Here is a 12499-nt window from a genome sequence, read left to right as displayed (position 1 = left end):
TTTCTATCGGCGAGTTTGCAGGGCCCCCGGATTGTTATCGTTATTGTTGAAAGGGCTGTGCCTTGTAATAATCCTGAACCTCCTGCATAACGAACCCGGCATGCTCGTAAAGCTTGCGGGCATTCGGATTATCGAGGGCCACCTCCAGCCAGATGTCATGACCGAGCTTGCGCTCCCGGTCGATCACTTGCCGAAGGGCGCTTCCGCCGATTCCCTGACCGCGGTATGCAGCGAACACGGCAAAGCCGTAAATCCAGCTCTCTCCTTGGTTACGGTAGACTCTCATCTTGCCTGCCGGAATGCCGTCTCGTTCAATGATGTCATAGGCGGAAGCGTCCTCTTGTTCGATTTGTTCATATATACGTGCGGCATCCTCCGGGCTAAGGCCGAATCCTTCTACGTCCAAACGTATCAAAATCTCACGATCCGCCTGAGAACGTGATGCCATCCTAAGCGCAATGCGGCTGCTGAAGCTTTGCTCGTCTGCTGAAAGGCGGTCGGAGGATGCCTCGTATTTCATCTGGTATTCCGAGAAAGCGTACGTACAGGACCAGGCTTGCAGGAATTTCACGCCGCTATCGGAGGCGGCGGGCGTGTTGAGCAATATTTCCTCGCTGCCGCGCAGCTTATTGCTCTGCATCGCGTGGCCGAGAAGCGAGGCAAAGTGTCCTTGTCTTCTGTAATCGGGATGCACCATGCCGCAGAGCTCTATTTTTCCGCCAAAATCGTAAACGCCCAGGAAGGCAATCAGCTTCCCGTCCTGATGCAGAAACAAATCCTGCGGATCGTCGTCTTTCCGGCTGTGCAGCGTCTCCCAGTTCAGTTTGAGAGAGAATCCTCCCAGCACCTCACAAATCCGCTGCAGCTCGGCAACCTCTTCCCAAATACGGCTATTCGTCATGATTTATAACACCATCCAATCTCTTGCAATAAGGAGGTTTCATGGAAATATCCTAACTTGACAAGTTTATTCCAGCGAGTTAGCTTTGTAAATACTATACGACAACGATCTAGATTCATCATAGAGGTGTTTAGGCAGGACGAAAATCAGTTAGCCAGGGAGGCGTTGTAGATGAGTGTAATGAATCGGTCGGATGATTTAAGCCAAGTGATCGAGATGCGAAATGTAACATGGCGGCGGGATGGAAAAATCGTGTTGGACGGGGTAGACTGGCAAATAGCGCCCGGCGAGAATTGGGCTTTGTTCGGGCTGAACGGCTCGGGTAAAACGACATTGCTCAATATGATCAATGGATATATTTGGCCGACAACGGGCACGATTTCCGTGCTAGGGCATAAATATGGAGAAGTGGACGTCAGGGAAATGCGCAAATCGATCGGCTGGGTCAGTTCCTCTCTGCAGCAAAGAATTCATGCTTCCGAGAAGGTGCAGGATCTGGTCGTGAGCGGAAAGTTTGCGTCGATCGGGCTGTATGAAAAGCCGTCCAGCGAGGATTTTGACCGGGCGGAGGCGTTGATGCGCCAGTTAAGATGCGGCCATTTGCTGGATCGCATGTATCAGACCTGCTCCCAGGGCGAGCAGCAAAAGCTGCTGATTGCTCGGGCACTGATGGCTGAGCCCAAACTGCTTATTTTGGATGAAGCTGCGAACGGTCTTGATTTCATCTCGAAGGAAGGGCTGTTGGACAGCATTCAGGAGCTGGCGATTCAGTCCGACGCTCCACACATGATTTACGTCACCCACCATACGGAGGAGATTGTTCCGGCCTTTGCCAAGACGCTGCTTCTCCGGCGCGGCGAAGTGTTCATGCAGGGAGATACGAAGGAGATGTTCCACGGGGATACCTTGTCGGATTTCTTCGAACTGCCGGTCGATGTTACCTGGAGAAATGACCGCGCCTGGCTGTCTAGAAAATAAATCGATCATTTTTATGAAAAGTTTTCGGTAGTTTGTTACCTTTTGCATGATGATGCGTATTACAAAGAAACGGCGCCAATCTACTCGGCGAGCGATATACACATGTGGAGGGGATCTTGAATGGAAGCAGTACCTAACAAACCAAAGAAAAACCCGGGGTACAAAGGGATGGCTGTAGTGGCAACGATCGTGATTTTGGCATTCGTAGGGATGAACAGTGTGACGCAGGTGCAGTACGGTCACGTTGGGTTGTATAAAACGTTTGGGAAGCTGAACGACAATATTTTGTCACCCGGCATTCATTTGAAGATTCCTTTCATTCAGACGGTGATTCAGGTAAACACCCAGGTAACGAAGACGGAAACGGATACGACCGCGTCGTCCAAAGATTTGCAGCCAGTATCGACGCATGTCGTCGTCAACTATTCCGTCAATAAAGAGTCGGCTTACAATTTGATGAACAACGTCGGGGGAGCCTATGATTCGGTAATCATTAATCCGGCGGTGCAGGAAGTCGTCAAGGAGGTTACAGCACGGTACCCCGCTGAGGACTTGATCGCCAAGCGTGATATCGTAGCCGGAGAGATCAGCGAGCATTTGACGGCAAGAATGGCTAAATACGATTTGATCGTAAATGAAATCAATATCGTGAACTTTAAGTTCTCCGAAGCGTTCGACAACTCGATTGAAGCGAAGCAAGTCGCTCAGCAGCAGGCGCTGAAAGCGGAAAACGATTTGAAGCGGATCGAAATCGAAGCGAAGCAGAAGATCGCCCAGGCTCAAGCCGAGGCCGAGTCCCTCAAGCTGAAGAAGCAGGAGGTTACGCCGGAGCTAGTACAATTGAAGCAAATCGAGGTGCAGGAGAAGGCGCTCGAGAAATGGGACGGACGTCTGCCTGCAGTTAGTGGCGGAGCCACTCCGTTCATCGACGTGCAATCTTTTGTAAATCAACAGTAATACGCTGTATGGAATTATGTGGAATGCAATATATGTAACCGTCAAGCTGTGGCTTGGCGGTTTTTTCATTTTTAGTGTAGATTGCGCTATTACGAGTGAGTGCGTCGTGCTGCGGGATGCTGCAATAGTGCAGGAAAGTCGAATCAGCCCATGGTATTACTAGGTTATTTTAAATCTAAATGTATTTTATACAGCTAGTTAAGCTCTTTTAATAAAAAATACATACGCTAGATGGAAAACATGCAGTTAGTTTGCCTGAATGGAGCTCATTCGTCGAAATAGCTTAAAACTAAATGTAGGTTTTGCAGTTAGTTCCCTCTAACACGGCCAAAACCGATGAACTAACTGCATGAAATACATCTAGTACCTATCTAGTACCTAGTTACCTGATCTTGACCATCTAGTAGTTTAGTTTATTGGAGGGAAAGACTTCACTTTGATTACGGGTACCTGAGGGATATGCAGCATAATCGGCAGTAATTATCAAAATTAATTATTGCCAGATTGCTAGATTTCCTATATCCTCCGTAGTAGGTCGAAAGAACCAAAACATCATGCGGGGGAAATCAAGTGACTAGAAACAGCACGAGCAGTGGTAACAGCACAAACACTAGCAGTATCGGTTGCAGCCTTGACGCTAGGATCGTCAACACTAGTAACGTCAAGGCTAGCAGCGTTAAGACTAGTAACATCAAGTCTATTAACATCAACATTAGTAACGTAGACATCAACCTCTCCAAAACTAGCAATACCAAAAAGAGCAGCGGGCGCATCAGCACCGTGAGCAGCAAGCGTAGAGCAAAACTTTGGCTGCCGATCCTCACAGCCATTCTATCGTTGGCTATACTTAGTTCTTTCGTGTCTGCAAACAGCGGGGATATCGTACGAAGCGATGTGGTCATGAGCTATGAGAGGATGACCTCGCATATTGCCGATTTGGCGGAACGCTATCCGGAAATCATCGAATATAAATCGATCGGCAAAACGCCTTACGGCCGGGAGATTTGGGCGGTGAAACTGGGTCAGGGGGAAGCGGCGATTTTCATTAACGGATCGCATCACGCCAGGGAATGGCTGACAACGACGATAAATTTGCAGATGATCGAGCAATATGCGAAGGCTTACCGGGCAGGCACGGCGATCGAGGGCTACGATGCGAGGAAGGTGCTGAACGAAACGACGATTTGGTTTGTGCCAATGGTCAATCCTGACGGGGTTACCCTTCAGCAGTCTGGACTCAAGGTTTTTCCGGAGAATTCGAGGAATGCGCTGCTGCAGATGAATCAAGGCAGCAAAGATTTTACGCGCTGGAAAGCCAATGCTCAAGGCGTGGATTTGAACCGCCAATACCCCGCAGACTGGAATACAATACATAACAATGCGGCAGGTCCGAACTGGATGAATTACAAAGGTGCGAAGCCGCTGCAAACGGCGGAGAATCAAAGTCTCGTAAATTTCACCTATGAGATTCAGCCGGAAATTGCCGTATCCTATCATTCGGCAGGACGGATTTTGTATTGGAACTATAAGACCGCTCCCGCGAACCTGGAGCGCGATCGGAAGCTGGCCCAGAGCTTTGCCGCAAAAACGGGGTATAGTCTGGTTCAGCCGACAAGCAATCCTTCCGGTGGAGGATATACGGACTGGTTCATCAGTACATTCGGGCGTCCCGCCTTTACGCCGGAAATCGGCATCAAGACGGGGGAAGCGCATTTGCCGCTGTCCGCTTTTGCTGAGGAATGGAAACGAAATAAAGGGATCGGCATATGGCTTGCGGACGAAGGCTACAGACTGTGGCTGAGCAGCAATCGCAACCGGGCCGAGCAGCCGCTGGAAGAGGGTGCTTTGACGATTACCGAGGCGCGGGACGTATACAGCGAGCCGAATTTTCTGTCTAAGGCGACAACCCGTGTAAGCCCGCAAACCTTACAAGCAGCGGCGAAGGTAGGCAACTGGTACAAAATTCAAACCGATGATGGTACAGGATGGATTTATGAGCCCCATCCGCGGCTCGGTACGGCTGCCGAAGTGGTGGATGCCACCATAGAACTTAAACAGGAAACCGGCTTTTATGAGCAGCCATTCGACCGGACGACAGAGAAGGGCAGACTTGCTCCGATGATCGTTCAGGCCAGTAAAAAGTGGGATGACTGGTATTTGGTCATGACGCCGATCGGCGAGTACTGGATAGAATGGGCGAACTAACCGGTATCATCATGCGAATATTGATGGAGGAGGAGTGCTTAAGCGAAATGCTTAAGCACTCTTCGTTTTATTTTTACGGGATTGTATTCCGCTTACGATCCAGTAGATCGCTGGAATCACAAATTCAGTAAAGATCAGTAGCGGCGGCAACCCCTTGACAAGCAAGAAATCCAGCTCGACCTGGGAGCGAACCAGAAGCATGGATAGAATACAGGAAAATGCCGTAAATGAAAGGGCGAGCGGTTTGTGATCCGGCAGTTTCACGAGCAGTGATATGCTGTAGACAGCGATGAATACCATAAAGGAGACTTTAATAAACAGACTGGTCAGCCACATGACGATCAAAATGGGGTCCAATGTTTCCACAAAGGACCCGGTGCGCAGGGAACGGACGAGATCCAGGTCGGGATAAGTCAGATTGGCTGCCAGCTGCGGACCTAGAATCATCAGGATCGGTATCACGTGAGACAAAATAATAATGGTGGAAGATAGGATCGTTATTGCCATAGTTCGATAGACTTTTTTCGGTGTTTTAATGTAAGGCATAATCAGAAACAGGAAGGAAAACTCCCCGAAAATAACGACGGAATCGTAGACGGTCATGCCGATCTGCTTAAAGTCCCAATGGTTGATAAGAGCCGGAAGTACTTCAATGTGCATGGCTTGCGTCACCATGAAAGGAGTGCTGATATAAGCTAAAGAACTAATAAAAAAAATGCCCAAAGCTGCTCGAAAGACGGTCGTGACCCCGGAACGTACGCAGTAAGCAACGCAGGATCCGAACATCAGCGCGATTACCCATGACGGAGTTCCCGGCAAATAAACTTGAATGAGAAAATTCTCAAGCTCACGAAGATTAACCGCGGCGAGGAGCAGATTCATTACGGCAACAACCAGAATAAAAAAAGCATGCGGCACTTTGCCCACAATGCTGCCGCCATATTGGATGATCGTCTCGTTCGGACGACGTACGGTAACTTTGTAGGCAGGGTACAGAAGAAGGATGCTGAGTACGGCTCCAATAATTATGCTCACGGGTGTGGAGTAGTGGCTGTTTTGGATGTACAGGCCCGTTAAGAAGGCGATGGTCACCGTAAAAATGTATAGATTATAAACCGAAAATATTTGCAGTCGAGTAATCTTCTCCATCAGTTGTTTCCTCCCGGGATCAATGCGGCATGTCTACAGCCAGCGGCTCAAATAGCGGTAGAGCCTGTGTAGTCCTACTTCGAAGTTCCAGTAGTCCTTAACAAGGAAATGAGCCTCCAGCAAAACGAGCAATACGGCAATCACCGTGACAAGCTTCCACAGCTTGGTCGTGCCATTATGACGCTTGCGCCAATCGGACCATTCATACAGTGCAATTAGAACAAAAACAAGGGCAATCACAATCACGTGCCTTCTCCCCATTCCGTTCTGATTGACCGGTAAGCTTCACCGGTTCCGCGAACTCTAATGTTTACTGAAGCTTCAATATCCAGCCCATTGGCATAAAATTCATTCCAGTTCGATCGAAATTTTTTCCACACGTCAGGGTGCTTCCAATTAAAGTAATTTCCCATTTGGAAGACGTCAGCCTTAGCGGTGCGCGTCGATTGGATCAGTTGCATAATCCGGCTTCTAACTTCCTTGTTCAGCTCTCTTTGCAGAAGAATAAGCATTTCATCGTTCTGAAGATCGAGCTTGGAGTCGGAGGACAGGATTGATGCCGTCCCTCTAATTACCAAGCGAACAGCGGGCTTGTTTTCCTTGAGTTCGGCTATAAACTTCGTGGTGACGTCGTCTACGTTGAAAATGACCTCCTTACCGTCGGTAGGAGACTCAATTTGAAACGTCATCTCTTTGATGTTGGAATAGAGCAATAAGGCGGTTTTCATTTCTTCCTTATTCAACTGCTTGTCGATCATTCGTCCTTTGACAAGCATTGCCGCTCCGTCAACGCCGAGCCATATTTCGCTTTTCTCCTTCTTGACTACTCTTTCCGGGGCTTTGCTGAAAGACAGCATAGGTACAAGAACATCCCCCGAGCCGTATCTGGCAAGAAGAACGTCCCTAAGTGTAGCATCAATGGTCAGACGATGGGTGATATAGGATTTTAGAATAACTGAGACGAAGCGCTCGAATGTCGTTGGGGTTTCCACAAGTTCCAGTACCTTTCCCGGAGTTACGAATAGATTGGCGCTAATGTGGAAGGTGATACGCCGGCTGATAAATTCCAATACAGGATCGATGCCATGCTTCGCCAGGGCGCTGCCGATGACGACAATACGCGTTTGCCCGAAAGTAATTCTTCTTGATATGTCGCTTTGAATGTCCTGCAGGGCTTGCGGCAAATTTTGCCCCGTTTTCGTAACAAAGGCGAACGGATCCTTGCCTGAATCGCCAGACCCTCCGACTTGTCCGGGGATCATGCGGTTCGGAAGCGGGAAGCCGAGAGTCAGTTCGAATTGTCCATCATCCGTTAGATCAATCATCATCAGACTACAGAACGCCCGGTCATTGAGCTCTACAGACGACCAGCAGCCACTTGTGGTCAAGATGATAATCGCAGATAGTATGGCAAGAAACGGTCTGCTTCTCAGCTTATCCAATGCTCACTCCTCCTTTTGCTTCTCCCAGCCGCGGGGATTTTTCTTCAGGCGTGTATCGTTGCGGGTTAGTGCTACAGGCCGTTTCTTCATCGCCCACCATGGGGCGCGGTATAATGTATCGTTCAAATCCGCTTTGGCTAGCGGCGTGAGTGGGTACAAATAAGGCACTCCGAATGATTTAAGGTTTAACAGATGAATATAAATAATGATCAGCCCGCAGGTGACGCCAAACAAACCTAACATTGAGGCTAAAGCCATGATCGGGAAGCGGAGCAGCCTGAACGACAGTCCAAGATCGAAGTGCGGGATAATGAAGGACGCGATTCCGGTCAGCGAGACAATGATGACCATGGCGGCCGAGACGATCCCTGCTTGCACCGCGGCCGTACCAATGACAAGCGCGCCGATAATCGACACAGCCTGGCCAATTGATTTCGGAATACGAACGGAGGCTTCCCGCAGCGCTTCGAAAAAAAGCTCCATCATGAATGCTTCGACAAAGGCAGGAAAGGGTACGATTTCTCTTGCCGCAGCGACGGTTATCAACAGCTTGTAAGGAATCATTTCCGGGTGAAACGTAGTAATGGCAATGTACAAAGACGGCAGCAGCAGGGAAACAAAAAGAAACAGGTAGCGGACCCAGCGAATCCAAGTGGCGGCGATGTACCGCTGAAAATAATCCTCCGCTGTCTGCATCAGCATAGTTATGGTGACTGGAACAATAATCGCGGAGGGAGTTCCATCGACGATAAGCGCTATGCGTCCTTCCAGCAGCGATGCGCTGACGATGTCAGGCCGCTCTGTATATTCAACCTGCGGAAATGGAGAGAAGGGCGAGTCTTCGATGACCTCCTCGAAGGTCGCAGTTCCAAAAACCGCATCAATATCGAGATAGGACAGTCTTCGCTGGAGTTCTTGGATAAGCTCTGGCTTGCAGATCCCTTCCATGTAGGCGATAACGAATCTCGTATTCGTCTCGGAGCCCAGATTAAGTTCCTCTATCTTGAAATTTTTGCTCTTCAATCTTCTGCGCAACAGCGATAGATTCGTATCCAGGCTCTCATTAAAGGCTTCCCTCGGTCCGCGGATGACCGATTCGTTCGGGGCTTCTTCGATCGCCCGTGTAGTTAAGGAAGAAGCGGAAGGGAAAGTCATGATCCTAGGTTCACCCTCAATAATAAGCGCGATTCCGAAGCTAAGGACGGTGGTAATAGCCTCGTTCGTCTCCGTGACGATTTTGATTTCGGAGACGGAAATCGCTTGGTCGTCAAACAGGTAATGAATAAGGTCGCTGTTCTCCGATCCGCTAAAATCCAGCAGACTGCGCAGTATAACGTCTTGAATCGTCGTCTGGTCTGCCGTGCTCCTCAAGTAGACCAAGGTACAACGACGTCCTGTTTTAACCTTGAATTGGCGAAAGACGATATCCGAACAATTAGCGAGCTGCTGCTTCATCCATGGCACGCGGTCATCCTGCCGCCCTGTGTTGCTGGAAGGAGAAGCTTCGCTGTCTGAAGACAAATTTGCAGGTAACGCCTTGTGTACATGCTTTGGGAGTTGAATGGGGCTATTATTCTTGCGTTGTCTCCGCAGCAGTCTTAACCATATTGACATGCGCTGGGCTCCTCCTTATTGGAATCTGTAGGTAATATAAAGATTTGCTTAATGCTGACTTTTTATTCCGCAGCTTCCTTGCAAGCTGTTATTATAGTTAGAGAAGAACGCGGCAAGGCCAGATTGGAGGCAAATATGAGAATGTCCTATCAGCAAGTCAAATGGTTAATCCTTGCCATTCCTACGATAACGATCGGCATCTGGGAATTTGTGAGGCATGAATATTTATTATCTGTAATATCGATGGAGCTGGGGAACTGGCTGTCCCCGGCCATCGTATTTTTGGTGTCGGTTCTCTTGCTGACGCAGCTGTTCAAGATGATGGAGCAAATCCAGAAGGAGCTGAATGAGGCAAAGGCGCTTAAGGCTGCCTTGGAAGAACGGGAGAAGATCGCCCGGGAGATTCATGACGGCATAGCGCAATCCTTATTTCTCTTAAATGCTCAAGTGAGCAAGATCGAGAAGGCGCAAGTGAACGACCAGGTAACTTTTGAGAAGTTAAAGAACAATATTCATCGTACGAATACCTATGTTCGTGAAGCGATCGCGAATTTGCGCCATCCGGCGGCGCCGGACTCCGTATCATGGATGCAGGGTATCGATAGCTTGATCCAGGAGCTAAAGAGAGAATCGGATCTGCATATTAGAATAAGCTGGGATATTCCGGAAGAGCGATTATCGGTTCGCGATAAAATCGAGCTGCTTGCTTTGATCCGCGAATCACTCCTTAATATCCATAAGCATGCGAGCGCGAAAGAGGTGCGGATTCAAGGACTTCTCATTGACGGGGGATGGCAGTGCTCCGTCACCGATGACGGGGTGGGCTTCGACATGAACGGCAATCCTGGCAGCCATAGCTATGGCATCAAGATGATGCAGGATCGGGCGGCCATGATGAGATGGGGCTTGGATATTGAACGCAGCGGCGGACAAACGATCGTGACGATTCAAAAACAGTCGATACCTTGACGATGCCTATCGTACGACATATAATGAGAACGATTATCAGTATCATTATTTTTAATTATAGAAACAGTTTAGGGAGAACTACATATGGCTGAAATGTTAGAAACAACGCAGACGGAGGGAAGTCTACCTGTGCTGAAGAGGCGGACAAGGCCGCTTGTTGTCACTTTGATCCTGTTCGGGGGGATTGCCGCCTTAATCTTCGGCATTATGCTATCGGTCTCATTCGGAGCGGCGGACATTGATTTTGTAACGGTATGGGAGGCGGTTTTTCGCTACAATCCAGAGCTGACGCAGCATCAGATTATACAGGAAATACGTCTGCCCCGCGTACTTGGCGGAGTCATGATCGGTGCGAGCTTCGCCGTCGCCGGCGCGCTTATGCAGGGAATGACCCGCAATCCGATGGCGGATTCCGGGCTGCTGGGGCTTAATTCAGGCGCAGGCTTTGCGCTGGCGCTGTGCTTTGCTTTTTTACCGGGATTATCATTTAATATGCTCATTTTATATTCCTTCCTCGGTGCGGGGGCAGGTGCAGGGCTCGTCTTCGGGATCAGTTCGCTGGCAAAGGGAGGGGTTACTCCTGTGCGCCTGATATTGGCCGGGGCAGCGGTCAGCGCGCTGCTGGTAGCTCTTAGCGAGGGCGTAGCGCTGTATTTCCGGGTTGGTCAGGACTTGGCCTTTTGGTATGCGGGCGGAGTTGCCGGCACGAAATGGTTTCAACTGAAAATCATGCTCCCTTGGGTCGGGGGCGCGCTGCTCGGCGCGATGATGCTCTCCCGGTCGATTACGATGCTAAGCTTGGGGGAAGAAGTCGCCGTCGGTCTTGGGCAGCGCACGGGGCTGGTCAAGCTGGCAGGGACGGTGGTCGTACTCATTCTGGCGGGATCGTCGGTGGCTGTCGTCGGCTCCGTCGGTTTTATCGGACTGATTATTCCCCATTTGACCCGGTTTCTGGTCGGCGTCGATTACCGGACAATCATACCTTGCTCGGCCATTCTCGGCAGCCTGCTCGTCGTGTTTGCCGATTTGGCGGCAAGAATGATCAATGCACCGGCGGAAACGCCGCTAGGCGCTCTTATCGCGTTAATCGGCGTTCCGTTCTTCCTCTATCTGGCACGCAAAGAGAGGAGGGAGTTATAGATGGAACCTGTACAGGCAGTAAATTCGACTTCGGGAAAACGCAGAATGCGGCGCGGCATCTTGGTGATGGCGATATTGGGCATTTTGATCGTTTGCGCTTTTATTGTGAGTATGAACACAGGGTTCATTCGGCTGTCGCCAGTGGATGTCATCAAAACGCTGTTCGGCATGGGTACGGAGAAGCAGGCGCTTGTGTTGTTTGATTTTCGGCTCCCGCGCATTGTCATTTCGGTGCTCATCGGTGCAGGACTAGCGGTCTCCGGCTGTATCCTGCAAGGGTTATCCCGCAATCCGCTGGCGGATCCGGGCATCCTTGGCATCAACGCTGGCGCAGGGCTGATGGTGATGCTGTATGTATCCTTTTTTCCAACGACATCGTTTCGCTCTGTATTCCTGCTTCCGGTGCTTGCGCTGCTCGGGGCGGGGTTGACGGCTGCGCTCATCTACGCGCTGTCGTATAAGCGGAATGAAGGCGTGTCGCCGACAAGGCTCATTCTTACGGGGATTGGCGTAGCGGCTGGAATTAGCGCGGCGATGATCGTGCTGACGCTAAAGCTTGATCCGCAGAAATATCAGTTTATGGCGACTTGGCTGGCAGGCAGCATCTGGGGCTCCAACTGGAAATTCGTGCTTGCGCTGCTGCCATGGATCGTCGTGCTGCTTCCCTTGGCGTTCTATAAAGCCCGGGTAATGAACGTCCTGAACCTGGGGGAGAATTCGGCGACAGGGCTTGGCATGCCTGTGGAGAAGGAGCGTCTGCTGCTGTTGGCCGTGGCGGTTGGCCTGGCGGGCTCCTCGGTTGCAGTAAGCGGCGGCATCGGCTTCGTCGGCCTGATCGCTCCGCATTTGGCGAGGCGGCTCGTTGGACCAAAGCATGAGCTGCTGCTGCCGGCATCGGCCATGACCGGGGCGCTGCTCGTTATCGTTGCCGATACGATCGGGCGCTGGCTGATGCAGCCTACGGAAATCCCGACAGGCATCGTTGTTGCCATCATTGGGGCACCATATTTCCTCTATTTGCTGACAAAAGTAAAAGGTTAAATCGCTGAAGCTGTGGCGTACCGCGAACAGGCGGGGGTCACAGCTTTTTTTGTTGGGGAAATACCTCTTGATTAATTTAAGGAAAACAGGTATATTACAAACA

General features: G+C 50.2%; 11 protein-coding genes. 6 read left to right on the top strand and 5 right to left on the bottom strand.

Annotated features, from left to right (window positions below; all coding sequences use genetic code 11):
• Positions 1-40 precede the first annotated feature (40 nt).
• Positions 41-901, bottom strand: coding sequence for a GNAT family N-acetyltransferase (locus tag ACYUJT_RS11285; protein ID WP_460321877.1), 861 nt, complete (start codon positions 899-901; stop codon positions 41-43).
• A 171-nt stretch (positions 902-1072) separates the two neighbouring features.
• Between ACYUJT_RS11285 and ACYUJT_RS11280 the strand changes: the two genes are divergently transcribed.
• From ACYUJT_RS11280 to ACYUJT_RS11270, 3 genes are all read left to right on the top strand, one after another.
• Positions 1073-1879, top strand: a complete 807-nt coding sequence (locus ACYUJT_RS11280) for an ABC transporter ATP-binding protein (protein WP_460321874.1) — start codon at positions 1073-1075, stop codon at positions 1877-1879.
• Positions 1880-1999: 120 nt separating this feature from the next.
• Complete coding sequence (locus ACYUJT_RS11275; RefSeq protein ID WP_460321871.1) at positions 2000-2836, top strand: prohibitin family protein; 837 nt, start codon at positions 2000-2002, stop codon at positions 2834-2836.
• Between the two features lie 780 nt (positions 2837-3616).
• A complete protein-coding gene (locus ACYUJT_RS11270; RefSeq protein WP_460321869.1) occupies positions 3617-5041 on the top strand; it encodes a M14 family metallopeptidase in 1425 nt (474 codons plus the stop codon).
• Positions 5042-5092: 51 nt separating this feature from the next.
• On the opposite strand, the gene ACYUJT_RS11265 is transcribed toward ACYUJT_RS11270, so the two are convergent.
• From ACYUJT_RS11265 to ACYUJT_RS11250, 4 genes are read right to left on the bottom strand one after another with little or no spacing between them, the layout of a single operon-like run.
• A complete protein-coding gene (locus tag ACYUJT_RS11265) occupies positions 5093-6190 on the bottom strand; it encodes a GerAB/ArcD/ProY family transporter (protein ID WP_460321867.1) in 1098 nt (365 codons plus the stop codon).
• 33 nt (positions 6191-6223) lie between these two features.
• A complete protein-coding gene (locus tag ACYUJT_RS11260; RefSeq protein WP_460321865.1) occupies positions 6224-6436 on the bottom strand; it encodes a hypothetical protein in 213 nt (70 codons plus the stop codon).
• Positions 6433-7632: a Ger(x)C family spore germination protein gene (locus ACYUJT_RS11255; RefSeq protein WP_460321862.1), complete on the bottom strand. Its 1200-nt coding sequence runs from the start codon at positions 7630-7632 to the stop codon at positions 6433-6435. Before ACYUJT_RS11255 ends, ACYUJT_RS11260 begins: the two co-directional genes overlap by 4 nt.
• Before the next feature lie 3 nt (positions 7633-7635).
• Positions 7636-9246 carry a spore germination protein gene (locus ACYUJT_RS11250; protein WP_460321860.1) on the bottom strand — a complete coding sequence of 537 codons (1611 nt, stop codon included), beginning with the start codon at positions 9244-9246 and terminating at the stop codon, positions 7636-7638.
• Between the two features lie 135 nt (positions 9247-9381).
• Between ACYUJT_RS11250 and ACYUJT_RS11245 the strand changes: the two genes are divergently transcribed.
• The 3 genes from ACYUJT_RS11245 (at position 9382) to ACYUJT_RS11235 (ending at position 12396) form a co-directional block, all read left to right on the top strand.
• Positions 9382-10215 carry a sensor histidine kinase gene (locus ACYUJT_RS11245; protein ID WP_460321858.1) on the top strand — a complete coding sequence of 278 codons (834 nt, stop codon included), beginning with the start codon at positions 9382-9384 and terminating at the stop codon, positions 10213-10215.
• An 84-nt stretch (positions 10216-10299) separates the two neighbouring features.
• Entirely contained in the window at positions 10300-11355 is a 1056-nt protein-coding gene (locus ACYUJT_RS11240) for a FecCD family ABC transporter permease (RefSeq protein WP_460321855.1), read from the top strand.
• Complete coding sequence (locus ACYUJT_RS11235; RefSeq protein WP_460321853.1) at positions 11356-12396, top strand: FecCD family ABC transporter permease; 1041 nt, start codon at positions 11356-11358, stop codon at positions 12394-12396.
• Positions 12397-12499: the final 103 nt, after the last annotated feature.

It is taken from the genome of Paenibacillus sp. YSY-4.3, assembly GCF_054767475.1.
Note: the sequence above shows the minus strand (reverse complement) of the source record. Positions and strands in the feature narration are given on the sequence as shown.